Source organism: Paracoccus aestuariivivens (genome assembly GCF_009711225.1).
Taxonomy (GTDB): domain Bacteria; phylum Pseudomonadota; class Alphaproteobacteria; order Rhodobacterales; family Rhodobacteraceae; genus Paracoccus; species Paracoccus aestuariivivens.
Map to the genome: position 1 here is coordinate 1 of NZ_WMIE01000007.1, position 24,800 is coordinate 24,800.

Annotated in this window: 23 protein-coding genes, 1 tRNA gene and 1 pseudogene; 12 read left to right on the plus strand and 13 right to left on the minus strand. The window is 61.5% G+C overall.

Annotated elements, in window-relative coordinates:
• Positions 1-132: 132 nt before the first annotated feature.
• Positions 133-1,272: pseudogene (locus GL286_RS12485) on the plus strand (transposase); the annotation flags it as partial.
• Between the two features lie 315 nt (positions 1,273-1,587).
• On the opposite strand, the gene GL286_RS12490 reads toward GL286_RS12485, so the two are convergent.
• Positions 1,588-1,671: transfer RNA gene (locus GL286_RS12490), tRNA-Tyr, on the minus strand.
• A 165-nt stretch (positions 1,672-1,836) separates the two neighbouring features.
• Between GL286_RS12490 and rlmB the strand changes: the two genes are divergently transcribed.
• The 3 genes from rlmB (at position 1,837) to GL286_RS12505 (ending at position 3,789) form a co-directional block, all read left to right on the plus strand.
• Entirely contained in the window at positions 1,837-2,634 is a 798-nt protein-coding gene (gene rlmB / locus GL286_RS12495) for a 23S rRNA (guanosine(2251)-2'-O)-methyltransferase RlmB (RefSeq protein WP_155095911.1), read from the plus strand.
• Positions 2,635-2,740: 106 nt separating this feature from the next.
• The gene (locus tag GL286_RS12500; RefSeq protein ID WP_155095912.1) at positions 2,741-3,154 is read left to right on the plus strand and encodes a YHS domain-containing (seleno)protein; all 414 of its coding nucleotides are present in this window, start codon (positions 2,741-2,743) and stop codon (positions 3,152-3,154) included.
• A 182-nt stretch (positions 3,155-3,336) separates the two neighbouring features.
• Positions 3,337-3,789, plus strand: a complete 453-nt coding sequence (locus GL286_RS12505) for a CoA-binding protein (RefSeq protein ID WP_155095913.1) — start codon at positions 3,337-3,339, stop codon at positions 3,787-3,789.
• A gap of 76 nt (positions 3,790-3,865) precedes the next feature.
• Here the strand turns inward: GL286_RS12505 and GL286_RS12510 are convergent, their stop codons facing one another.
• Positions 3,866-4,885 carry a ribose-phosphate pyrophosphokinase gene (locus GL286_RS12510; RefSeq protein ID WP_155095914.1) on the minus strand — a complete coding sequence of 340 codons (1,020 nt, stop codon included), beginning with the start codon at positions 4,883-4,885 and terminating at the stop codon, positions 3,866-3,868.
• Positions 4,886-4,979: 94 nt separating this feature from the next.
• Between GL286_RS12510 and GL286_RS12515 the strand changes: the two genes are divergently transcribed.
• Complete coding sequence (locus GL286_RS12515) at positions 4,980-5,579, plus strand: 2-hydroxychromene-2-carboxylate isomerase (RefSeq protein ID WP_155095915.1); 600 nt, start codon at positions 4,980-4,982, stop codon at positions 5,577-5,579.
• 5 nt (positions 5,580-5,584) lie between these two features.
• Positions 5,585-6,343 (plus strand): alpha/beta fold hydrolase, encoded by a 759-nt coding sequence (locus GL286_RS12520; RefSeq protein ID WP_246184939.1) that lies wholly within the window; start codon positions 5,585-5,587, stop codon positions 6,341-6,343.
• Between the two features lie 3 nt (positions 6,344-6,346).
• On the opposite strand, the gene GL286_RS12525 is transcribed toward GL286_RS12520, so the two are convergent.
• From GL286_RS12525 to GL286_RS12555, 7 genes are all read right to left on the minus strand, one after another.
• Entirely contained in the window at positions 6,347-6,697 is a 351-nt protein-coding gene (locus GL286_RS12525) for an H-type lectin domain-containing protein (RefSeq protein ID WP_155095917.1), read from the minus strand.
• A gap of 97 nt (positions 6,698-6,794) precedes the next feature.
• Positions 6,795-7,241: a F0F1 ATP synthase subunit epsilon gene (locus GL286_RS12530; RefSeq protein WP_155095918.1), complete on the minus strand. Its 447-nt coding sequence runs from the start codon at positions 7,239-7,241 to the stop codon at positions 6,795-6,797.
• Positions 7,242-7,250: 9 nt separating this feature from the next.
• Positions 7,251-8,675, minus strand: a complete 1,425-nt coding sequence (gene atpD / locus GL286_RS12535) for a F0F1 ATP synthase subunit beta (RefSeq protein ID WP_155095919.1) — start codon at positions 8,673-8,675, stop codon at positions 7,251-7,253.
• Positions 8,676-8,691: 16 nt separating this feature from the next.
• A complete protein-coding gene (locus tag GL286_RS12540) occupies positions 8,692-9,567 on the minus strand; it encodes a F0F1 ATP synthase subunit gamma (protein WP_155095920.1) in 876 nt (291 codons plus the stop codon).
• Positions 9,568-9,579: 12 nt separating this feature from the next.
• Positions 9,580-11,115, minus strand: coding sequence for a F0F1 ATP synthase subunit alpha (atpA, locus tag GL286_RS12545; RefSeq protein ID WP_155095921.1), 1,536 nt, complete (start codon positions 11,113-11,115; stop codon positions 9,580-9,582).
• On the minus strand, positions 11,115-11,672 hold the full coding sequence (locus tag GL286_RS12550; protein WP_343038886.1) for a F0F1 ATP synthase subunit delta: 558 nt from the start codon (positions 11,670-11,672) through the stop codon (positions 11,115-11,117). Before GL286_RS12550 ends, atpA begins: the two co-directional genes overlap by 1 nt.
• A gap of 273 nt (positions 11,673-11,945) precedes the next feature.
• On the minus strand, positions 11,946-12,740 hold the full coding sequence (locus GL286_RS12555) for a class I SAM-dependent methyltransferase (RefSeq protein ID WP_155095923.1): 795 nt from the start codon (positions 12,738-12,740) through the stop codon (positions 11,946-11,948).
• A 51-nt stretch (positions 12,741-12,791) separates the two neighbouring features.
• Here GL286_RS12555 and gloB point away from each other — a divergent pair, with 51 nt between their 5' ends.
• Both gloB and clpA read left to right on the plus strand, forming a co-directional pair.
• Positions 12,792-13,538: a hydroxyacylglutathione hydrolase gene (gene gloB / locus GL286_RS12560; RefSeq protein ID WP_155095924.1), complete on the plus strand. Its 747-nt coding sequence runs from the start codon at positions 12,792-12,794 to the stop codon at positions 13,536-13,538.
• Positions 13,539-13,802: 264 nt separating this feature from the next.
• On the plus strand, positions 13,803-16,124 hold the full coding sequence (gene clpA, locus GL286_RS12565) for an ATP-dependent Clp protease ATP-binding subunit ClpA (protein WP_170295169.1): 2,322 nt from the start codon (positions 13,803-13,805) through the stop codon (positions 16,122-16,124).
• Between the two features lie 48 nt (positions 16,125-16,172).
• On the opposite strand, the gene GL286_RS12570 is transcribed toward clpA, so the two are convergent.
• The 3 genes from GL286_RS12570 to GL286_RS12580 are packed head-to-tail and all read right to left on the minus strand — an operon-like array spanning position 16,173 to position 20,817.
• Positions 16,173-16,736, minus strand: coding sequence for an isochorismatase family protein (locus tag GL286_RS12570; RefSeq protein WP_155095925.1), 564 nt, complete (start codon positions 16,734-16,736; stop codon positions 16,173-16,175).
• Positions 16,737-16,752: 16 nt separating this feature from the next.
• Entirely contained in the window at positions 16,753-20,208 is a 3,456-nt protein-coding gene (mfd, locus tag GL286_RS12575; RefSeq protein WP_155095926.1) for a transcription-repair coupling factor, read from the minus strand.
• A gap of 45 nt (positions 20,209-20,253) precedes the next feature.
• Entirely contained in the window at positions 20,254-20,817 is a 564-nt protein-coding gene (locus tag GL286_RS12580; protein WP_246184940.1) for a hypothetical protein, read from the minus strand.
• Between the two features lie 173 nt (positions 20,818-20,990).
• On the opposite strand from GL286_RS12580, the gene hemB reads away from it, so the two are divergent.
• Together hemB and GL286_RS12590 are read left to right on the plus strand one after the other, a co-directional pair.
• The gene (gene hemB, locus GL286_RS12585; RefSeq protein ID WP_155095928.1) at positions 20,991-21,989 is read left to right on the plus strand and encodes a porphobilinogen synthase; all 999 of its coding nucleotides are present in this window, start codon (positions 20,991-20,993) and stop codon (positions 21,987-21,989) included.
• Positions 21,990-22,060: 71 nt separating this feature from the next.
• Entirely contained in the window at positions 22,061-22,633 is a 573-nt protein-coding gene (locus GL286_RS12590; RefSeq protein ID WP_155095929.1) for a lipid-binding SYLF domain-containing protein, read from the plus strand.
• Positions 22,634-22,691: 58 nt separating this feature from the next.
• Here the strand turns inward: GL286_RS12590 and GL286_RS12595 are convergent, their stop codons facing one another.
• The gene (locus tag GL286_RS12595) at positions 22,692-23,336 is read right to left on the minus strand and encodes a lytic transglycosylase domain-containing protein (protein ID WP_155095930.1); all 645 of its coding nucleotides are present in this window, start codon (positions 23,334-23,336) and stop codon (positions 22,692-22,694) included.
• Positions 23,337-23,568: 232 nt separating this feature from the next.
• Between GL286_RS12595 and ssb the strand changes: the two genes are divergently transcribed.
• Positions 23,569-24,078 carry a single-stranded DNA-binding protein gene (gene ssb / locus GL286_RS12600; RefSeq protein ID WP_155095931.1) on the plus strand — a complete coding sequence of 170 codons (510 nt, stop codon included), beginning with the start codon at positions 23,569-23,571 and terminating at the stop codon, positions 24,076-24,078.
• Between the two features lie 373 nt (positions 24,079-24,451).
• Positions 24,452-24,718, plus strand: a complete 267-nt coding sequence (locus tag GL286_RS12605; protein ID WP_155095932.1) for a glycine zipper 2TM domain-containing protein — start codon at positions 24,452-24,454, stop codon at positions 24,716-24,718.
• The last annotated feature ends 82 nt before the right edge of the window (positions 24,719-24,800 follow it).

Here is a 24,800-nt window from a genome sequence, read left to right on the forward strand (position 1 = left end):
GCACAGCGCATGGCCCCGGCGTGACGCCGGCGGACATCGTCGATCTTCGAAGCCGGTTCGGGTTGCGGGGCCGGTAACCTGAACGAGGAATGTGCCATGTCGCGCCACCGGTCCGAGCGACCATGGAGAACTATGACCGATGAAAGGATGGCGCTGCTTGATCTCGTTGAAATGCAGGCTGATGGCAATCTGCTGCGCGAGATGCTGACCTTTGCGGCCGAACGGACCGCGGAATGCGAACGTCAGGAAGCCGATCAGGTGGATCGATCTTAATGAGAATGGGCACCGGCGCGGTCGAGAGCGCGCGGTCGGCCCTGCGCAAGGTCCAGCGTCACGGCTGTCGCGAGCGCGACCGGGCTGCCCGCGCCGGTTAGATCGCGCTGGAGATCCCGAAGCTGCGCAAGGACAGCTACCTGCCCGTTCTGCCCTTCGATCGATCTCCCGATCGATGGACGCCTGCGGCACCGGGTTCTCACTTCTCGACGCCGTCGCAGGGCCAGGAAAGCCCTCGTGGCGTTGATCCTGGATACCCATGTGTCAGGCATTCCCGCGCGCTTGGTCAACGATCCTATCAAGGCCATGGGCGCGGGAGGCATGTCCAGAAGCCAAGTCAATCTACTCTGCCCCGTGGTCGAGGCGCAGGTGAACACTTTTCCGAACCGCCCGCTGAAGGGCGCGTGGCCCGGCGCCACCTTTCTGAAGGTGCGTGCGGGAGGACGCATCGTCGGCCGTGCGGCCAAAGTGGCGGTGGCGGTCAATGCGGATGGGCCCCTCGGAAGCCGGAACGTTCTGTACCGGGTTCCCGCGCCTCCTGGCTGATCGGGGGTTGCGCGGCGCGAAACTGGTGATCGCCGATGATCACAAGGGCCTACGGGCCGCCGCCAGACGGATCTGCAATGCCAGCCATCAGCGGTGCCGCGTTACGCAAGAAGATCGCAAAGCTCGGCACCTTCATGGACAATTCCCGCGACGATGTCCTCGCCGACAACGGCGACGCCCGTTCTTGCCTCGAACAGTCTACTGAATAGTTTGCTGCTTCCAGCGGACTGACGCGAGCCACCGCGCGAGCATTGGACCCGGCTTGCATCGACAAACCCAGTCGAACGGGCGAAACGGGAGATCAAGCGGCTGGCAGATGTCATCATTCGCCGCGCCGGCGCGCCGATGCTGAAGTTTAATGACGAATGGGCTGTCGCGCGGCACTACATGTCGCTTGAAACCATCGCCCGCGTCACCGACAATCGAAACCTCAGGCTGCCCGCTTTGGCCGCCGGAGCGGGCTTAGGCTTGGCCGAAGGTCGGCGCTCGTACATTAGGCTCAGGGACACAGTCCAGGAAACTGTCATCGCGTCCCACCCGGCAGTCAGTGACTCGAAAGTCCTTAACGCCCCAACCATCTGCCGATTGGATGGAGGGGCTGCGACGTCTGCTAACCTCTTGCCGCACAATTACTTGGCATGGTCCGGAAATTGCAAATTGTCCAAACACAACGAACCCGACTGCGGCCGACCGCAACTTTGCTCATTGTTGGTAAATGGAACCACCGGCTCAGACAGAACAGGCAAAACAATACCTTATGTGGATGAGTGGTGGGCGACCCTGGAATCGAACCAGGCATGGGTCTCCCCGGCGGAGTTACAGTCCGCTGCCGCACCTTGCAGCACGTCGCCCGCCGGATCACTCTCGGCGTGGGGCGGTGATTACCCATAGCTGGCGGGAGCGTCAAGCGCTGAAACAACGAAAAAACGCGACTTCTGCAAAAAGTCCTGCGACCCTGGGAAAGGTTGCATTTTTCATCGATTTCTGCGCAACCAAATCCGAAATTGAGGAAGCGTCATGGCCGAGAAACCGCATAAATCCAAGAAGCCCACATGGGTCATCGACAAGGAACGTGCCAAGCGCGCCGCCGCAGCCGAGACTGTCTGGCTGTTCGGCCTTCATGCGGTCCGCGATGCATTGGCAAACCCTGCCCGCGAAAAGCTGCGGCTGGTCGTCACGCAAAATGCGCTGGACCGGCTTGGCGCCCCCCCCGAAGGCATCGAGCCCGAAATCACCGATGCACGGACCTTCGACCGCGCCGTGCCGCTGCAACCCGACAGCGTCCACCAAGGGGCCGCGCTCGAGGTCAAGCCGCTGAAATGGGGCAGCCTGATCGATGTGGCGCTTTCCGGCGCGGGGAAACCCCTGATCGTCGCATTGGATCGCGTCACCGACCCCCACAATGTCGGCGCGATTCTGCGCTCGGCCGAAGTGTTCGGTGCGCGGGCCGTCATTGCCCCGTCACGCCACAGCGCCCCCGAAACCGGTGCATTGGCCAAAACCGCCTCGGGGGCGCTTGAGCGTCAACCCTATCTGCGCGTGGGTAACCTTGCCGACACGCTGATCGAACTGAAGGAAATGGGCTATATCGTCCTTGGCCTTGACGGCACTGGCGATGAAGCCTTGCCAGACGCGCTTGGCGCCCTGCCCGGTCGTGCAATCTGCATCGTTCTGGGCGCCGAGGGCCCGGGCCTACGCGAACGTACGCGCGAGACATGCGACAAAATACTGAAAATCCCCTTCGCTGCGGATTTCGGCTCGTTAAACGTGTCCAATGCCGCAGCGATTGCGCTTTACGCCGCATCACGGATCTGAGTGCAGCCTTCACAACGCGGATAGCCTAGCCCCCCGATGGTTGAGAATCGCGGGGCTTTTTGCCAAATGAAGGGGTAACCGCACCGCACCCCCAAATTTGGCATCCATGTTCCGTCGCGCCCTCATTGTCCTGTCGATAGCCGTCGGGCCCCAGCTCGCATCGGCACAGGACTGGGCGCTGAACGGAATCGATCCGGTCGCCTACGGTCAAGAAGGCGCGGCCATTCCGGGCCGGAGCGATATCGTGACGATGTGGCGTGGCAAGACTTGGCACTTTGTTTCCGAAAACAATCGCGACAGATTCGAAGCCAACCCCCGGGCGTTTGCGCCGGGTCTTGGCGGGTTATGCGTCGTCGCACTGTCGGAAGGCCGCTCCGAGCCCGGCAATCCCCGCTACTTCGCGATCATCGGCCAGCGCACCTACCTGCTTCGGACCGAGGCCGCACGCGAACGTTTGCTGGCTGATCCGCAGCGGATCCTGATGAGGGCAAAAGCCACATGGTTGCGTCTCCACCCCTAGATTCTCACTTTTTCGAGAGAGGAGTGGAACTTTAGCGCCACAGTTGTCATTTATTTAGTGGACATAGGCACGGAACGCTTATGTCAGATCACTGTCCCTCGTTCCGCGACTTGCGCCCGGCCACACTCTGGACCGGGCGCTTTTTATGTGCGACCTTAGGTTGAGATCTGGGGGAGGATCAGATGGAATTTGCCATACTGCGCGACGTCGGCAGTTCGCCGATGGACGCCGATATTGCGCGAATCGCCCGCGAGACTCGTTGCATCGCAATGGTCGGCCTTTCGCCAAACGAGCATCGTCCCGCCTGGGGCGTGGCACGCTTTCTGAAGTCCCAGGGTTACCGCGTCATCCCGATCAATCCCGGCCATGCCGGAAACCATATTCTGGATGAGCTGGTCTATCCCGACCTTGCTTCGGTTCCCGTCGATATTCCGGTGGATATGGTTGATATCTTTCGCAAACCCGAAGCTGTTCCGACGATTGTCAATGACGCGATAGCCCATCTTCCGCGGCTGCGGACGGTCTGGTTGCAGCTTGGCGTCCGGCACGCGCAAACAGCCATCTGGTCGCGCAGGCAGGGGCTGACGGTGATCGAGGACCGCTGCCCGAAAATCGAATTCCCGCGCTTCCTGTAAACGGAAAGGGCCCCGGACGCGGCAGCATCCGGGGCCCCTCGCGGCGTGGATGGGCCACGCCGCATTCGATATCCGCTCAGACGTTGGTGTACAGACCTTCGTAGATCGGGCCCAGTGAATCGACTTCGAACAGCGAACTGACCGAGGTGCCGTTCCAGATGTTCAGGATGGCTTGAGCAAACATCGGCGCGGTCGGCACGATGCGAATGTTGCTTGCGGCTTTCACCTGATCGGTGGCTTCGATCGAATCGGTGATGACCAGCGATTTCATCACCGACTTCTGCACGCGATCAACGGCGGGACCGGACAGCACACCATGGGTGATATAGGCGTGGACTTCCACAGCGCCGTGCTCGGTCAGGACCTGAGCGGCTTTGCACAGCGTGCCAGCGGTATCACAGATGTCGTCGACAATGATACAGGTCTTGCCGGTCACGTCACCGATCACGGTCATCTCTGCGATCTCGCCGGGTTTTTCGCGACGCTTGTCGACGATGGCCAGCGGCGCACCGATACGCTGCGCCAGATCGCGCGCACGGGCCACCCCGCCGACGTCGGGGGAAATGATCATCAGGTCCGACAGGCGGTCCTTGAAATGGTGCATGATGTCCAAGGCAAAGACAGGTGCGGCATAAAGGTTATCCACCGGTATGTCGAAGAAGCCCTGGATCTGCGCGGCGTGCAGATCCAGCGTCAGCACGCGGTCCACGCCTGCTTCGGTCAGCAGGTTGGCGACCAGCTTGGCGCTGATCGGCGTGCGGGCCTTGGAACGGCGGTCCTGACGGGCATAGCCGAAGTAGGGGATCACTGCTGTGATGCGCTGCGCCGACGAGCGCTTCAGCGCGTCGGTCATGATCAGCAGTTCCATCAGGTTGTCGTTAGCCGGATTCGAGGTCGACTGGACGATGAACATGTCCTCGCCGCGCACGTTCTCGTAGACCTCGACAAAGATCTCCTGATCGTTGAAGCGCTCGACACGGGCTTCGATCGGGGCGACATTCATGCCACGATGCATGGACATGCGGCGGGCAATCGCGTTGGCCAAGGGCCGGTTGGCGTTGCCTGCAATCAGCTTGGGTTCGGTCATCGCCGGCATGGCTTGCTCCGTCTATCTTGAATGGCTGGATTCGCGTGATTGCACACCGCTTATCACCGGGCTAGCGTGCCCGCAAACCCCGGAGGCCCCTCTTATGGCGCATATCGACTATTACTTTGGGACACCGAGTCCCTGGACCTATCTCGCAGGCACCCGGCTTGAGGAAATCGCGGCCAGACACGGCACTGGTATCACTTACAAGCCTCTCGACCTGCTCCAGCTCTTCGACCGGACCGGCGGGATCCGTCCGGCCAATCGGCATCCCTCGCGTATGGAGTACCGCGCGCAGGAATTGCGCCGCTGGTCCGAATATCTGGGCATGTCGCTGAACCTGAAACCCGCTTTCTGGCCCGTCAATCCGGCTCCCTCGTCATACGCGATCATCGCAGCCCAGAAGGCTGGTGGCGGCGACCTACCCGCGCTGATCAGCAGCTTTGTCCGTGCGGTCTGGGCCGAGGATCTGAACATTGCCGATGACGACGTGATCCGCGCCAAGCTGAGTGCCGCCGGATTTGATCCGAGTCTTGCCGATAGCGGGTTGTTCGTTGGCGCACAGGCTTACGAGCGCAATCTGGAAGAAGCCGTCGAGGCAGGAGCCTTCGGTGCCCCCTTCTACATCGTGCGCGAAAGCGGTGAACGGTTCTGGGGTCAGGATCGGCTGGACTTTCTGGATCGGCACCTGTCCACACTATGAGCCCGATGCATATTCGAAACTGGTCCGGAAACTCTGATCGTCCGGCGTTGGCCCTGCATTGCATGATGGGGAATGCCAGTTATTGGGCCCCCATCGCGACGCAACTTGCCGATCTGGTCGAAATCACCGCACCCGATCTGCCGGGCCACGGGCAGAGTCCCGATTGGCCGGGCGATCCCGATTACCACACCCATACCACCCGAGAAACCGCGCCGCTGATCCAGCGCCCGCTTGATCTGATCGGGCATAGTATCGGAGCAACCGTCGCCCTGCGCATCGCGGTCGCTGCTCCCGAGGCCGTGCGCAGCCTGACGCTGATCGAACCGGTGCTGTTCGCAGCCGCCCCAGATCCAACGGCTGTGGATCAACTCGAAGCCATCCGCCAGCTTTCGGTTGATGGCAAAGACGAAGAAGCCGCGCGGCAATTCCTGTCGATCTGGGGAGAGGTCGATCTGGACAACCAGTCCCCGACCAGCCGCTCACGGCTGATTCGCCAGATCCGCATGGTGGTATCGGGCAATGATACCCTTGTGCACGACAGTGCAAAGATCCTGCGCGACGGCGGATTGGAGGCCATCGACGCTCCGGTGATGTTGGTCATGGGCGAAGAATCTCCGCCTGTGATCGCGGCGATTGCCGAAGCCTTGGCCGCGCGGATGCAGGATGTCGCACGCGCAAGCGTACCGGGCGCTGGCCACATGCTGCCAATCACGCATCCGAATCAGGTAGCCGGCCTGATCCGGATGAATCTTGAGCAAAGCTAAGGCTTAATCGTCGTCGAAATCATCGTGGTGGCGCAATGGTCCGATGGCCAGCCAATTAACGCGGACCCGCGCCACCCGAGTATCTCCCCAAGTCCGGAATTCGACACGGAATCCTTCGGTCGTGATCTGCGTCGCCTTGATATCGACGCGCTGGTTGGCGTTGACACCGATATCCCACATCGCCAGTCCCACCTGAACGGTCGGTGCTTCGGCAAAGGGCTGGTCGAAATGAATTTCTTTGATCTCAAGCCGCGGGCCTTCCCCCGTCCACATCGGACCGGAATCCTCGAAGGCCGAAAACATATCAGCGGTGCCGTTAGTGACACCAACAGCATAATTGTCGAAACGTCTCAAACTTTCATGCTCCTCACGCCGCGATCGGCGTCCTCCGTGAAACAATAAAGCCCCGGAATCCCGGGGCTTCAATTGGACTTCCAGACAGGTTTTTGCCTTAGTGCGGGAAGTTCGACTGGTTCGGGTCCAGACCGATATGGGTGCCAAGGGCCTCCATGTCGGCCAGCAACTTGACGGCTGCCGCGACGACCTCTTCACCCACCGAGCCACGCTCTTGGGCAACCTTCACCTGACGCTGGGCCTGAGCCATCATGTCATTGAAAATCGCCTGCGTCATCTCTGCGCGCGGATGGCCACGCTCGGCCAGCAGGGTGACGGATTCCCCGTTGATCTCGGCGAAGCCGCCGGTCACCGCGAATTCCGTTTCCGACCCGTCAGCCTTGACCACGGTCACCAGACCGGGGCGCAGGTTGACGATGGCCGGCGCATGGCCGGGCATCGCCGTCAGATCGCCCTCGGCGCCGGGCAGGCGCACCTCGCGCACCGGGACGGAAACAAGGTTCCGTTCCGGCGAGACGAGGTCGAACTGCATCGTGTCGGCCATGTTGCCCCCTTACGCCGCGTCAGCGGCGAGACGCTGCGCCTTGGCTTTCACTTCTTCGATGCCGCCAACCATGTAGAAGGCCGCTTCCGGAAGATGGTCGTACTCGCCGGCCACAACCGCTTTGAACGACTTGATCGTGTCTTCCAGCGGAACCTGAACGCCGTCCGAGCCGGTGAAGACTTTGGCAACGTCGAAAGGCTGCGACAGGAAGCGCTGGATCTTACGAGCGCGCGTCACCGTCAGTTTGTCTTCTTCCGACAGTTCGTCCATGCCGAGAATGGCGATGATGTCCTGCAGCGACTTGTATTTCTGCAGGATACCCTGGACCGAACGGGCGACGTTGTAGTGATCTTCACCAACAACTGCCGGGTCGAGAATACGCGAGTTCGAGTCCAGCGGGTCCACGGCCGGGTAGATGCCCAGTTCCGAGATCGCACGCGACAGAACGGTCGTGGCGTCGAGGTGGGCGAAGGTCGTGGCCGGAGCCGGGTCGGTAAGGTCATCGGCCGGGACGTAGACGGCTTGGATCGAGGTGATCGAGCCGTTCTTGGTCGAGGTGATGCGTTCCTGCATCGCGCCCATGTCGGTGGCCAGCGTCGGCTGGTAACCCACGGCGGACGGGATACGACCCAGCAGCGCCGACACTTCCGAACCAGCTTGGGTGAACCGGAAGATGTTGTCGACGAAGAACAGAACGTCGGTGCCCGAGGCATCGCGGAACTGTTCGGCCAGCGTCAGACCGGTCAGCGCGACGCGCATACGGGCTCCCGGCGGCTCGTTCATCTGGCCATAGACCAGCGCCACTTTCGATTCCGACAGGTTGTCGGGAACGATAACGCCCGATTCAACCATCTCGTGATACAGGTCGTTGCCCTCACGGGTCCGTTCACCAACGCCCGCGAACACCGAGTAACCCGAGTGCACTTTCGCGATGTTGTTGATCAGTTCCATGATCAGAACGGTCTTGCCGACGCCTGCGCCGCCGAACAGACCGATCTTGCCGCCCTTGGAGTAGGGCGCCAGCAGGTCGATGACCTTGATGCCGGTGACCAGGATTTCCGAAGCGGTCGCCTGCGCGGCGAATTCCGGAGCCGGCTGGTGGATCGCGCGCTTGTCGGTGACGGTCAGGGCAGCGCCCTCGTCAACCGGCTCGCCGACGACGTTCAGGATGCGGCCCAGCGTCACGTCGCCCACGGGAACCATGATCGGCTCGCCGAGATCGGTGACCGGCAGACCACGGACCAGACCTTCGGTCGCGTCCATGGCGATGGTGCGGACAGTGTTTTCGCCCAGATGCTGTGCAACTTCCAGAACCAGACGCTTGCCGTTGTTCTCGGTTTCAAGCGCGTTCAGAATCGCGGGAAGTTGGCCGTCGAACTGTACGTCCACGACGGCGCCGATCACCTGCGTGATTTTTCCTTTGGCCTCTGCCATGTTATACCCCTAGGTGTCAGAGCGCCTCGGCGCCCGAGATGATTTCAATCAGTTCCTTGGTGATCGCAGCCTGACGCGAGCGGTTATACTCAGTGGTCAGGCGGTCGATCATGTCGCCGGCATTGCGCGTGGCGTTATCCATGGCGCTCATCCGTGCGCCCTGCTCGGAGGCCGCATTTTCCAGCAGCGCTGCGAAAACCTGCGTCGCCACCGAACGGGGCAGCAGGTCGTTCAGGATCGCGTTCTCATCCGGTTCGTAATCGTAAAGCGACGAGGCACCGGCCTCGGTCGGCTCATCGATCACGGCGGGGATGATCTGCCGGGCGGTCGGAATCTGGCTGATGACGGATTCGAACCGGTTGTAGAACAGCGTGGCCACGTCGAAGCTGCCTGCCTCGAAACGCTCGAGGATCTCATCCGCGATGCCGCGCGCATTGTCGTAACCGATGCGCTTGACCTCGCTGAGATCGACGTGATGCACGAACAGATCGCCGAAATCGCGTTTCAGCTGTTCGCGGCCCTTCTTGCCCACGGTCAGGATGGTCACCTCTTTGCCCTGCGAGCGCAGCTCGGCCAGGCGCAGACGCGCAAGCTTGACGATGGACGAGTTGAACCCGCCCGCAAGCCCGCGCTCCGAGGTCAGCACCACCAGCAGGTGTCGGCGATCTTCGCCGGTTCCCGCCAGCAGGCGCGGCGCCATGTCCGAGCCGGCTGCCGAAGCAGTCAACCCGGCCATGACAGCGGCCATCCGGTCAGCATAGGGACGCGCGGCTTCCGCCGCTTCCTGCGCACGGCGCAGTTTAGCGGCGGCGACCATTTGCATCGCCTTGGTGATCTTGCGCGTGTTTTTAACGCTGCCGATCCGGTTCTTTAGGTCCTTGAGGCTGGGCATCTATCCCTCCCCTCAGGCGTAGGTCTTGGCGTAACCGTCCAGCGCTGCCTTGATCGATGCTTCCAGATCGCCCGCGATTTTGCGGTCGTTCCGGGTCATGTCGTCAAGCAGATCGGCTTTCTGGTTACGCAGGAACTGGATCAGGCCCTGCTCCCACTTCGTCACGTCCTTGACCGGAACGGCATCGATATAGCCTTTGGTGCCGGCATAGATGACGATCACGATCTCGGCGTTGGTCAGCGGCGAGTATTGCGGCTGCTTCATCAGCTCGGTCAGGCGCGCACCGCGGTTCAGCAGCTTCTGGGTCGCGGCATCAAGATCCGAACCGAACTGCGCGAAGGCAGCCATTTCGCGATACTGAGCCAGTTCCAGCTTGACCGGACCTGCGACCGATTTCATCGCCTTGGTCTGAGCGGCCGAGCCAACGCGCGACACCGACAGACCGGTGTTCACGGCCGGGCGGATGCCCTGGAAGAACAGTTCCGTTTCCAGGAAGATCTGACCGTCGGTGATCGAGATCACGTTGGTCGGGATGTATGCGGAAACGTCGCCAGCTTGGGTTTCGATGATCGGCAGAGCCGTCAGCGAGCCATTGCCATTCGCGTCGTTCAGCTTGGCCGAACGCTCGAGCAGGCGCGAGTGCAGATAGAAAACGTCGCCCGGATAGGCTTCACGTCCCGGCGGACGGCGCAGCAGCAGCGACATCTGGCGGTAGGCAACAGCTTGCTTGGACAGGTCATCATAGATGATCAGGGCGTCCATGCCGTTGTCGCGGAAATACTCGCCCATCGCGGTTGCCGAATAGGGCGCGATATACTGCATCGGAGCCGGGTCCGAAGCAGTTGCCGCAACGACGGTCGTGTAGGCCATCGCACCGGTTTCTTCGAGCTTCTTCACCAGCTGAGCGACGGTCGAGCGCTTCTGACCCACGGCGACGTAGATGCAGTGCAGCGTCTTCATGCCATCGGCTTCGCGGCCGTTGTAGTTCTGCTGGTTCAGAATGGTGTCGAGCGCGATTGCGGTCTTGCCGGTCTGACGGTCACCGATGATCAGCTCGCGCTGGCCACGGCCAACGGGGATCATGGCGTCGACGGATTTCAGGCCGGTCGCCATCGGTTCGTGCACCGATTTACGCGGCATGATGCCCGGAGCTTTGACGTCGGCGATGCGGCGCTCGACATTCTCGATCGGGCCTTTGCCGTCGATCGGGTTACCAAGGGCGTCAACGACGCGACCCAGCAGACCTTTGCCAGCGGGAACTTCCACGATGGCACCGGTACGCTTGACGGTGTCGCCTTCCTTGATCGAACGGTCGTCGCCGAAAATAACGACGCCGACGTTGTCGGTTTCAAGGTTCAGCACCATGCCGCGGATGCCGCCCGGGAATTCGACCATCTCACCGGCCTGAACTTTGTCCAGACCATAGATGCGGGCGATACCGTCACCGACGGACAGCACCTGCCCGACTTCGGCCACCTCGGCATCCTGACCGAAATTCTTGATCTGATCCTTGAGGATGGCCGAAATTTCGGCTGCCTGGATTCCCATTATCCGACCTCTTTCATAGCATTCTGGAGGGAGGCGAGCTTGGAGCGGATCGAGCTGTCGATCATCTGCGAGCCCAGTTTTACAATCATGCCACCGATGAGGGTCTCATCGACGCGCGCGTTCAGTTTGATTTTCTTGCCCGATTTGCTGGCCAGCGTATCGGCCAGACGGGTCTTCTGGTCTTCGGTCAGCGCCTGTGCGCTGACAACATCCGCGGTCATCTCTCCGCGCGCATCGGCGATCAGGCCGCGCAGCTTGGCGATGAATTGGGGCAACGTGAACAGCCGGCGATTCTGTGCCAGCAAACGCAACGTGTTGGTCAGCTCGACCGAGAAACCCATGCGCGAGGCCAGCGCGGAAATGGCGGCCTCCTGCGCATTGCGGCCATATAGCGGCGAGACAGTCAGGTCGCGAAGATCGGCGCTTTCACCAAAGGCGGCAGCCAGGTCGTCGATTTGCGTGGACAGGGCGTCAAGACCCGAATCCTTCACCAGATCGAAAAGGGCCTGTGCATAACGCCCGGCGATATCAGCGGAAATCGAAGCGGAATTGGCCACGGTCATCCTTCCGGTTTGCGCAAGCTCCGCTGGCGGGCCGGTTTTCCAACCGGTCTGTCACGGAGCGCGGGTCAAAGGGCTCCTTAGGCCGTGCCAGGCCAAAAGTATCCCGAAATCTGCGGCGTCATTAGCAGGTGATTTCCCGTGCCGCAACCGCATTGCACACGGAAATGAGAGGCTTTGCGCCCTTAGTGGTATGACGCCGCGACGAAAGCCCTAAAGATGGCGCTAACGGTGGCGCAAGACCGGAATTCGCGCCGCCAAACCACCCCGTCACAGCAGATGCGAAGGTTCGCTTTTCTCGCGCGCCGTCTTGCCGCTTCCGGCCGGTTTGGGACGCGCGATCCCCTCCAGAATGTCCAGCGGGCTGGGGACGGTCACGCGTCGCACCTTGCCGATCGGCGCCGGAACCTGCTTGCTGAATTCACCCAGCACGACGCCCGCGACCAGCACCTGGCTGACCTTGCTGCCGACCCGTTCCCACATCTGCGCGCTGCGCAACCAGAAGCGGCGGTCCGAGGGCGGGATATAAAGTGCTGCACCCGTGTTCTCGACCGCGAAACCGGCGGTCCGCGCCAATGCCTCGAGCTGGCCAGCGGTATAGCTGCGGCCAAAGCCGAAGGGGGTCGCATCGGACCTCGCCCATAGTCCGGCGCGGTTCGTCGCCATGACCAGCATCCGTCCGCCCGGCCCCAGCACGCGCCACGCTTCGGCCAGCACGGCCTGCGTGTGGTCCGCCGTCTCAAGCGCGTGCAGCAGGATCAGCCGGTCCACGCTGCCCGTATCCAGCGGCCAAGCGGTTTCCTCGCACAAGGCGGCGCAATTGGGCAGCCCCGGAGGCCATGCCATCACCCCTTGCGGGCTGGGCATCAGGCTGATGACACGCCGCGCCCGTCCCAGATAAGGGCGCTGCATCGGAGCCGCAAAACCGTAGCCTGCCAGCGTCATTCCCGCGGTCTTTTCCGGCGGCCACAGCAGGGTCAGCCGGTCACGCAACACCTTTTGAACCACCCGACCAAGCGCGCGATTATAGTAGAATTTCCGTAACTCGATCACATCGTGATGCATTGCGCCTCTCGTTCGACCGCGCCAGACTGGGGCAAAGCAAAGGATTTGCCAATGCCGCTGGAACTTGTCCCCGTTCGCTGCCTGACAGACAACTACGCATGGTTGTTGCATGGCAATGGTCAGACCACGCTGATTGACGCCCCCGAAGCCGCGCCCATCCTTGCCGAACTGGCCGCGCGCGGCTGGACGCTGGACCTGATCGCGCTAACCCATCACCACGCCGACCATATTCAGGCCGTTCCCGAACTTGTGGCAATGACCTTTGCCAAGGTGCTGGGCAACGCGCAGGACGCCGCCCGCCTGCCGCCGCTGGATATCGCGACCCGCCCCGGCGAACGGATCGAGATCTGCGGCGAGCCTGCCGAAGTCATCGACGTTTCCGGCCACACCATCGGCCATGTCGCCTTTTACCTGCCCGATTCAGACATGGCGTTCACCGCCGACAGCTTGATGGCTTTGGGTTGTGGACGCCTGTTCGAGGGCAACCCGCAGATGATGTGGGACAGCTTGTCACGGCTGAATGCTTTGCCGGGCGAAACGCTGATCTGCTCGGGTCACGACTACTGCCTCGGCAATGGCGCATTCGCCCTTTCCGTCGATTCCGGAAATGATGCATTGAGGCAACGCTTGGATGACACTGCCTCTGGCCGCCGTCCCTGCGCCCCCGCCACCCTTGATGACGAACGCGCGACGAACCCCTTTCTGCGTGTGGCGGAATTGCGAAGCCCGCTTGAGATGAGCGATGCCAGCGATGCCGCTGTTTTTGCTGAACTTCGCGCGAGAAAGGATCGCTTTTGAGCCGGTTTCTGCGCCGCAGCAAGAGCTTTCTGCCAAGCGTCTGCGTTGGTGCCCGAACTGATCGGCCATTCCTCGGGGTGCTTGAAAATACGGCAGCCCGAGATCACATCTCGTTAAACCGCCGGAGTTTCAGTACGAGACAAGTCAATTACCGCTTGAATTGCGCGAAATTCCCCCAAATTCTTAATTGTATCGTGACAGTCTGGACAGGTGGACCGCCCCATTTGCGGCCCATACCGCCAGCCGACTGACAGGAGCTGAATCGTGCCGTCCTTTTCGAACACCTTGGAACAGGCAATCCATTCCGCGCTGGCTTTGGCCAATGAACATCGCCATGAACTGGCCACGCTTGAGCATCTTTTGCTCGCGCTGACGGAGGAACCCGACGCCGTAAAGGTGATGCGGGCCTGCAATGTCGATCTGGACGAATTGCGCCGCATGCTTGTGGAATTCATCGAGGATGACCTCTCGACCCTGATCACCGATGTCGAGGGCTCCGAGGCCGTCCCCACCGCCGCTTTCCAGCGCGTGATCCAGCGCGCCGCCATCCACGTCCAATCCTCGGGTCGCACCGAAGTGACCGGCGCGAACGTTCTTGTCGCGATCTTCGCCGAACGGGAATCGAACGCCGCCTTCTTCCTTCAGGAATTGGACATGACCCGCTATGACGCGGTGAATTTCATCGCGCATGGCGTTGCCAAGAATCCGTCCTTCTCGGAAAGCCGGCCGGTTCAGGGCGCCGACCAGCCCAATGAGGAAACTCAGTCCGAAGCGCCCGCGGCCAAGGATGAATCGGCATTGGCAAAGTATTGCGTCGATCTGAACAAAAAGGCCTCCAAAGGCGATGTCGATCCGCTGATCGGTCGCGCCGACGAGGTCGAGCGCTGCATTCAGGTTCTGTGTCGTCGGCGCAAGAACAACCCGCTGCTGGTGGGCGATCCCGGCGTCGGCAAGACCGCCATCGCAGAGGGGCTGGCGTTGAAGATCACCCGTGGTGAGACGCCGGACGTGCTGGCCGGCTCTACCATCTTCTCGCTGGATATGGGCGCGCTGCTGGCAGGCACCCGCTATCGCGGCGATTTCGAGGAACGGCTGAAAGCTGTCGTCAAAGAGCTTGAGGATCACCCTGACGCGATCCTGTTCATCGACGAAATCCACACCGTCATCGGCGCGGGCGCGACCTCGGGCGGGGCGATGGATGCCTCGAACCTGCTGAAACCGGCACTGTCGGGCGGCAAGCTGCGCTGCATGGGCTCGACGACCTACAAAGAGTTCCGCCAGCATTTCGAAAAGGACCGCGCGCTTTCCCGTCGCTTCCAAAAGATCGACGTGAACGAGCCGACCGTGCCCGACACGATCAAGATCCTGATGGGCCTGAAACCCAGCTTCGAGAAGCACCACGACCTGCGCTACACCAATGACGCGATCCGCATGGCCGTGGAACTGTCGGCGCGCTACATCCACGACCGCAAGCTGCCCGACAAGGCCATCGACGTGATCGACGAAGCCGGAGCGGCGCAGCATCTGGTTTCGGAAAGCAAACGCCGCAAGACCATCGGCCCGAAAGAGATCGAGGCGGTCGTAGCCAAGATCGCCCGCATCCCCCCGAAAAGCGTCTCCAAAGACGACGCTGCGGTGCTGAAGGATCTGGAAGCGACGCTGAAACGGCTGGTCTTTGGTCAGGATGCCGCGATCTCGGCGCTGTCCTCCTCGATCAAGCTGGCTCGTGCGGGTCTGCGCGAACCGGAAAAACCCATCGGCAATTACCTGTTCGCGGGTCCGACCGGCGTCGGTAAGACCGAGGTCGCCAAGCAACTCGCCTCGACCCTTGGCGTGGAGTTGCTGCGGTTCGATATGTCGGAATACATGGAGAAACATGCAGTTAGCCGACTGATCGGCGCCCCTCCGGGCTATGTCGGCTTCGATCAGGGCGGGCTTCTGACCGATGGCGTGGACCAGCACCCGCATTGCGTGCTGCTGCTCGATGAGATCGAAAAGGCGCACCCGGATGTCTACAACATCCTGTTGCAGGTGATGGATAACGGGAAACTGACCGACCATAACGGACGGCAGGTCGATTTCCGCAACGTGATCCTGATCATGACCTCGAACGCGGGCGCCGCCGATCAAGCCAAGGCCGCCTTCGGCTTCGGTCGCGACCGCCGCGAGGGCGAGGATACCGCCGCCATCGAGCGCACCTTCACGCCGGAATTCCGCAACCGTCTGGATGCGGTAATCAGTTTCGCGCCCCTCTCGCGCGAGATCATCGTGCAGGTGGTCGAGAAGTTCGTCCTGCAACTGGAAGCCCAACTTATCGACCGTGGCGTCCATATCGAACTGTCCTCGGAAGCTGCCCATTGGCTGGCTGAAAAGGGCTATGACGACAAGATGGGCGCGCGTCCTCTGGGTCGGGTCATTCAGGAGACGATCAAGAAACCGCTGGCCGAGGAACTGCTGTTCGGTCGCCTGACCAAAGGCGGCGTGGTCCGTGTGCATATCGAGGACGACAAACCGGTCTTCGACATCACCGGCCCCGACACCCCGCGCATCAGCAAGTCAAAGCCTCCGCTACTGACGGCGGACTGAACGGCAAGCCATAAGTGTGAGGGGCGGCGCTTCGGGGCCGCCCTTTTACTATGGGTGATTGGTGGTCGTGGCTTTAAGCTCGGCCAAGATAGTCGGTGTATCCGCAAGCCGCGCAAAATCTGCCTCGAGATGGGCCATGGTCACGTCAAAGATCGTCCGGGCCGAAAGGTTGGCGGCAGGTAGGCCAAACCCGATGACGGCATCCGTTGCGACCGTCATGTGAAAGCCCAGATCCGCACCCGCGCGAATGGTCGAGTTGACGCAGAACCCCGCGACCGCGCCGACAACGACCAGATCGGTGATGCCCTGCAAGGCCAGATGTTCCGCAAGTCTGGTCGAGGCGAAGGCGGACGAGGTGCGCTTGACGAAGACTGTCTCACCGCTTGCAGGTTCAGCGCAGGCCATGACGGGATAACCCGCCGCATCGGGATGAAAGGCCGACGCCCTATCCGATTCCTGATGATGGATATGGATAACGGGTAGCCCTGCGGCACGGAAGGTTGCCACAAGCGAGGCAATACGAGCCGGAGCGGCAGCGTTGACGTGATCCGCTCCGCCCGCAATGCGGTGCTGCATTTCCATCTGCATGTCGATGATCAACAGCGCCTGCATTACCCGCCCTTCCCGTTTACCGCTTGGCGCGGCCTTCCTTGATTTTCGCCGCCAGTTCCTTGGCAATCGCGAAGGATCCCTTGATCCGGTCGGCATCCGAACTCCAGTCCTGCAGCACCACGATCTTGTTGTCGGTGACCTTGGCCTGCCCCTTCTGGTCATGGATGAACTCGACCAGACCTGCGGGGTTCGGGAACTTGTCGTTGTGGAACTGGATGGTGATGCCCTTGGGACCGGCATCCAGCTTCGAGATATTCGCCCGCTTCGCCATCGCCTTGATGCGGATGACCAGCAGAAGCGTGTTCACCTCGCGCGGCAGCGCTCCGAAGCGGTCGATCAACTCGGCAGCGAAGCCCTCCAACTCGACCTTGGTCGTCAGTTCGGCCAAACGCCGGTAAAGTCCCAGCCGCACATCCAGATCGGGGACGTAACTTTCGGGGATCGTCACCGGCACGCCAAGATTCAGTTGCGGCGCCCATTCGTCCTCGGGCGTGCCCTCGATCTCGCCTGACTTCAACTTGGCGATCGTTTCCTCCAGCATCTGCTGGTAAAGTTCGAAGCCGACCTCCTTGATATGGCCGGACTGCTCTTCGCCGAGCAGATTGCCTGCCCCACGCAAGTCCAGATCCTGCGAGGCTAGGTTGAAGCCCGCTCCAAGGCTGTCGATGGCCCCGAGGAATTTCAACCGCCGCATCGCCTGAGGCGTCAGCGGCACACGGGGTTTGGTGGTCAGATAGCAATAGGCCCGTGTCTTCGAACGCCCGACCCTGCCGCGGATCTGGTAAAGCTGCGACAGACCGAACATATCCGCCCGCCAGACCACCATGGTGTTAGCCGTCGGAATATCCAGACCCGATTCCACGATGGTCGTCGCCAACAGCACGTCGTGACTACCGTCGTAGAATGCGTTCATGCGTTGATCCAAATCGCCCGCAGCCAGCTGCCCATGCGCGACGATATAGCTGATCTCGGGGACATGCTCCTTCAGCCACTCCTCGACCTCGGGCAGATCGGAAAGGCGAGGCACAACGAAAAAGCTTTGCCCGCCGCGATATTTCTCGCGCAGCAAGGCCTCGCGCGTCGTGACGCTGTCGAATTCGCTGACATAGGTGCGGATCGCAAGGCGATCGACCGGAGGCGTGCCGATGATCGACAGATCCCGCACGCCGGTCAGCGACAGTTGCAGCGTACGCGGAATCGGCGTTGCGGTCAGCGTCAGAACGTGGATGTCGCTGCGCAACTCTTTCAGACGTTCTTTATGGCCGACACCGAAATGCTGCTCTTCATCGACGATCAGCAGGCCGAGATTCTTGAACCGGACCTGCTTCGCCAACACGGCATGGGTGCCGACGACGATATCGACCGTACCATCCGCCAGCCCCGCACGGGTCAGACTGGCCTCTTTGGCGCTGACGAAGCGCGAGAGCGGACGCACATTGATCGCTGTGCCACGGAAACGATCCGCGAAGGTTCGATAATGCTGCCGTGCAAGCAGCGTCGTCGGCGCGACGACCGCCACCTGCCGTCCTTGGCTGGCGGCGATAAAGGCCGCGCGCATGGCGACCTCGGTCTTGCCGAAGCCCACATCGCCCACGACCAGCCGGTCCATCGGACGACCGGCGGCCATATCCTCGGCCACGTCGGCGATGGCGCTGGCCTGATCCTCGGTCTCGGCATAGGGGAAGCGGGCGGCGAAGCCCTCGATCTCGTGATGCTCGGGTTCCAGCACGGGCGCAGGGCGCAAAAGACGTTCGGCGGCGACACGCATCAGTTTGTCGGCGATCATCTTGATGCGCTCTTTCAGCCGCGCCTTGCGGGCCTGCCATGCGCCGCCGCCCAGCTTGTCGAGCATGCCTTCTTCGTGGCCATAACGGCTGAGCAGTTCGATATTCTCGACCGGCAGATACAGCCGGTCGCCACCGGCATATTCCAGCGCCACGCAATCATGTGGCACTTTCAACGCCATGACGGTTTCGATGCCGATATAACGCCCGATGCCATGTTCGACATGAACGACCAGATCACCGGGGGACAGCGTCTGGGTATCGCGCAGGAAATTCTCGGCCTTGCGGCGCTTTTTCGCGCCACGGATCAGGCGGTCACCCAGAACGTCCTGCTCCGAGATGACCGCCAGCGGCCCCGTCGCCTGCCCGTCGGAAATGAAACCTTCATCCAAGGGCCAGACCGCCAGACCCAATGCGCCCGGTTGATCCGGCAGATCGCGCATAGTGGCAATGGGCTTCGCGCCGCTTACACCTTCGTCCGCGATCAGCCCGGCCAGACGCTCGCGCGCGCCCTCCGAGAAACTGGCGATGACAACACGGCGCGTGGCCAGCAGATCACGGACATGATCGGCCAGAGCCTTGAACAAGTTTCCTTTTTCGGCCTGACGCTCGGGTGCGAAACTGCGCCCGACCCGACCGCCCGCATCCAGCACCCCCGGCCCCGGTGGCTGGTGCAGAACCGACAAGCGCAACATGCGATGCGGGGCCAGCCACGCTTTCCACTCGACCTCGTCGGGGAACATCTGCGACGGAGGCACGGGCCGATAAACCGTATCCGTGCCACCCTTGCGGCTCAGCGCCTCGCGGCGGGCGTCGAACTGCTCGCCAATCGTGTGCCAGCGCACGTCGCGCACCTGATCCAGATGGTCGTCGGTGACAATCGAGGCCTCGGGCAGATAATTGAACAGGCTTTCCAGCCGCTCATGGAACCACGGCAGCCAATGTTCCATGCCGGCCATTTTACGGCCCGCGCTGATTCCCTCGTACAACGGATCATTCGCGCCACCGCCATATTCCGAGCGGTAGTTCTGTCGAAAACGGGTGATCGCCGCCTCGTCCAGAATGACCTCGGACATGGGCGCGAGTTCGACCCAATCCAGCTTTTCGGTCGAGCGCTGCGTATCGGGATCGAAGCGCCGCGCGCTTTCCAGCACGTCACCGAACATATCCAGCCGGATCGGCCCCGCGTCTCCGGGCGGATATATGTCGATGATCCCGCCCCTGACCGCGAAATCGCCGGGTTCGGTCACAGTGGCGGATTGCGAAAAACCCATGCGTGTCAGAAAGGCCCGCAAGGCGCCCTCGTCCATCCGACTGCCCACAGCGGCCGAGAAACTCGCCTCGCGCAGAGCCTCGCGCGGGGGGACGCGCTGCATCGCGGCACCAAGGGTCGTCAGCAGGATGAACGGCCCCTTGATCGCCTGATGCGCCAGCGCGGTCAGCACGGCCATGCGCGCAGCCATTACCGCCGGTGCAGGCGAAACGCGATCATAGGGCGTGGTATCCCAAGCCGGAAATTCCAGCACGACGGCTGCGGGATCGAAGAACGCCAGCGACGCGCGCATGGCGGCCATTCGCCGGTCATCGCGGGCGATATGGATCACCGGCTGGCCACGGGAAAGCTCGCGCAGGATCAGCGCAGCATCAAGCCCCTCGGGGGCACCGGACAGGATCAGATGGTCGGACATGAATGCTGAGGTAAAGCCGTCGCGGGCGAAGTCAAGGCGCGACTCCTAGAAGCCGAACGGATGGGCAATGAACCAAAGCGCGCCGCGATAGGCCGTGACCGCGACGACGATGATCGAGATCAGGGTTACAAACGCCCGATGCCAGCGCATCAGGTGGGCGGCCTGCCGTGCGGCCTCGTTCACCGCGAGTTGCTCTGCGCCAGCGGCCTCGACCAGATGCAGAAGCTTGCGGGTCAGGCGCAGCTCGACGGGAACCAGAATCAGGAAAGGCAGCACCAGCAGCACCAGCGCCTGCGCCATCTCGAGACCGTAGACGAACCCCAGCAGAAACAGCGCGCTCATCGCAAAGGTCGCGACAAACAGCATGACCAGCCCCTCGGTACGGCCAAGATGCCGACGCGGCAGCGTCAGCGACAGCCAGTCCAGCAGCAGGAACGCTGCGGGATGATCCTCGTCGCTGTCGGGCTGTTTGCGTGCGCCCTGCACAATGTCATAGGGCACGCCCGCAACCCGACGACCGGCCAGCGACCAGACCAGCGCCAGCACCAGCCAGAACCAGATGGATCCAAAGGATCGGCTGTCGAGAAGGGCCAGAATACCTTCGATCAAGGGTAAGTCATCTCCTGCGATATGGCCGGACCCTAACCCTGCCCCGCGCAAAGGAAAACCGGAAGTGGTCGCAAGACCGCCAAGGGGTTGCGCCTCTGCAACTGAGGGTGCAGGGTCTGGCCGGTATTCGCGCCGTCTTTGCAATGCCCGGCGCAAGTCAGGAAGGTACCGCAATGTCCAGCGCCCCCATCGTCGCCCCTTATCCGGCCACCCGCCTGCGCCGCCTGCGCCGCACTCCCGCGCTCAGGGCGTTGACGACCGAAACCAGCCTGAGCGCCGACAACCTGATCTGGCCGATCTTTGTCACCGAGATCGCAGGCGGCGAAGGAGAAATCCCCTCGATGCCCGGTGTCGACCGGCTGACGCTGGACGGGGCGAAGCGGGCGGCCGAAACGGCCATGCGCCTGAACATTCCGGCGATCTGCATTTTCCCGCATTCCGATCCCGACCTGAAGACCGAAGGTTGCGAACGCGCCTGGGACCCCGAGAATATCGGCAACAAGGCGATCCGCGCCATAAAGGAAGTCGCGCCGGATCTGGCAGTGATGACCGATATCGCGCTCGACCCCTATAACGCCAACGGGCATGACGGGCTGGTCAGGGACGGGGTCATCCTGAACGATGAAACCGTCGAGGCCTTGGTCCGCATGGCTCTGGTGCAGGCCGAGTCCGGAGCCGACATCCTTGGCCCCTCGGATATGATGGACGGCCGCATCGGCGCATTGCGCGCGGCGCTTGAAACGAACAGCCACAAGGATGTAGCGATCCTGTCCTATGCCGCGAAATATGCCAGCGGTTTCTATGGTCCCTTCCGTGACGCGGTCGGAGCCTCGGGTCGTCTGGTCGGCGACAAGAAGACCTACCAGATCAACCCTGCCAATCGCGAGGAAGCCGTGCGTTGTGTCGCGCGTGACCTGTCCGAGGGCGCCGATATGGTCATGGTCAAACCGGGGATGCCCTATCTGGATATCTGCCGCGAAGTGAAAGACCGCTTCGCCGCTCCGACCTACGCCTATCAGGTCAGCGGCGAATACGCGATGCTGGAAGGGGCAATCCGCAACGGTTGGTTGTCGCGCGATGTGGTGCTGGAAAGCCTGCTCGCATTCCGGCGGGCGGGCTGTGACGGCGTTCTGACCTATTACGCCCCGCAGATCGCCGAAAAGCTGGCGTGATAAACTGAACCCCCCTATTATTCGCACCACAAACGGGCGGGGCAACCGCCGGTCAAAGGGATGAGGCGAGCATGAAATCAATCAATGGCTTGAGCAGACGGAACCTGCTTCTTGGCGGTGCCGCACTGGGACTTGCGGCCTGTTCGAATGCGGTCGGGCAGGATGCTTCTGCACGGCTGGACGCGCGGGTCGATGCGACCCATAACTTCCTGCTACAGACCTATCCGGGCGCGGGCCCCTTGATCCAGAATGCCAAGGGTGTGCTGTATATGCCCTTGATGACTGAGGCCGGCTTCGGAGTCGGCGGCGCGTATGGCCAGGGTGCGTTGCGGATCAACAATGTTACGGTCGATTACTACTCGGCTACGCAAGCTAGCGTTGGTTTCCAGATCGGCGCGCAGCAATATGCCCATGTCCTGATTTTCCAGACCGATGCCGCGCTGGCCGATTTCCGTAGTGCGCCCGGCTGGGTTGCCGAAGCCGATGCCTATTACGCCCTGCCCGCCCGCGGATTGGCCTTGGGCGCGGACACCATTACCGCACAGCAACCGGTTGTCGCGATGATCTTTGGCCAGTCGGGCCTGATGGCCGGAGCGTCGATCGCCGGAACAAAATACAGCCGCGTTATCCCTTCGACCTTCTGAATGGACAAAACGAAAGGGCCGCAGTTGAACTGCGACCTTTTTTCGTTTCGGGAAGCATTCAGCTGCCGTGAATGATCCGGACGTAGTTCGTTGTCTCGCGGAACGGTGGAACGCCGCCATATTTCGCGACCGCCCCGGGTCCGGCGTTGTATGCTGCCAGCGCAAGCTTCCAACTGCCGAAGGTATTGTACATCTGGCGCAGATAGCGGGCTCCGCCTTCCAGATTTTGCAGAGGATCATTCGGGTTAACGCCCATCTTCGCGGCAGTCCCCGGCATAAGCTGCGCCAAGCCTTGCGCGCCCTTATGCGACCGCGCCGAAGGGTTCCAACCCGATTCCTGCTGCACGAGACGCAGGAAAAGATCCTCGGGCACACCATGCTTGCGGGCCATTGCCTTGGCATGAGGCAGGTATTGGCTGCGGCGGCTGCCCTTGTAGGCCGGTATCGCCGAGGGCAAAGCAATGTCCACAACGCTTTTCGACGACGTTCCCGTCGGTCGCAACCGTGCAGATTGCTGGTACTGACCAGACAGACGGGAATCCATCAAACGGGTCTGGCGCTCGAATTGGGCGATCCGTGACTTGCCACTTTTTTGCAACCGCAAACCATCGGCCGAGGCCGGAAGCGCAATGCTGCAACCCAAGGTCAAGATCAGCGCCGCATGGCCCAGAATACGCAGCCGGGCGCGTGCAGGTGAAAGCATCTTTCGTCCCTCATGCCGACATTCGTTTTTTGCGTGCATCATAACGCAAACCCGCCAATCCGCTGCAACCCCGTTTCTCGGAACGAGTGATCTCGACCACAATCGGCAAATTTCCGCCGAAATCGTGGCGCGAAAGGCAACACGAGATGCGACGCCCAAGCCTCTTGCCGCGATAGGGCCAGAAGCGTTAGATCAAGCGCAAAGCGACACGCAAAGACGAAGGACCATTTGCATGGCAGGCAGTGTGAATAAGGTGATCTTGATCGGCAATCTGGGTCAAGACCCCGAAATCCGCACCTTCCCGAATGGTGGCAAGGTGGCGAACCTGCGCATCGCCACATCCGAGACATGGAAAGACCGCAACTCGGGTGAGCGCAAAGAACGCACCGAATGGCACACCGTCGCGATCTATTCCGAGCCGCTGGTTCGCGTGGCCGAGCAGTTCCTGAAAAAGGGCTCGAAAATTTACGTCGAGGGTCAATTGGAAACCCGCAAATGGCAGGACCAGCAAGGCAATGACCGCTACTCGACCGAAGTCGCCCTGCGTCCTTTCCGTAGCGAACTGACCATGCTGGACGGCCGCGCGGGCGGCGGCGGCGGTGGTCGCGATGACAGTTATGGCGGCGGTTACGACAGCGGCCCGTCCTCGGGTGGTGGATATTCGTCCGGCCGCGGCGGCTCGTCTTCGGGTGGCCAATCCTCGGGCGGACGGCCCGATTTCGACGACGAAATCCCGTTTTGATTTCCGAAATCCGGCTTACATTGCTAGAATTCAATCAAAGCGCTGTTTTACAGCGCTTTTTTGATCGACAGCACAGTGAATCCCAACACGGCCCAGCTTCAGATTCGACACCCGCGCCGGTGCAAGCGTTTCGCTCGTCGCCGTTCAACCGACTTCGCGACCCTGACCCGATGAGATAGTTTTAAGAACTTGTTTGGTTCCTAGAGAGATGCGGGGTAGATTTAAGGCTACAGCACTCGGAATTGCGGCTTCTCGACGTTTCGAGATCCGTGCCGGATCTCTCGTCGATGCCCGGACCATTCCGAGTTTCGCTGTTTGATGACTCGACCTCGATATCAATCCTGAACGTATAGTTTCGAGAGGAAGTTAAATCATGATCAGAAGCGCAGGTATTGCAGTTGTCTTGCTCGCCAGCCTGAGCGGCTTGGCCGGTTGCACAGACAATCAGGGCGTCAATGCCGGAACCGGAGCACTGGTTGGTGCCGCCGTCGGAAACCAGGTTGGCAGTGGCAGCGGGAAAACAGCCGCGACATTGGCCGGGGCCGCTGTTGGCGCTCAGGTCGGAGCGATGCAACCAACCACACGCATGTGTAATTACCGCAATACGCAAACCGGACAGACCTATCAGGCAGCCTGCTGACCGTGTCCATGTGGATTTTGACTGCACTCCCCGACCGAACGCAAATTGCGGTCGGGGAGAAAAACCCGTGACCTTTCCGACA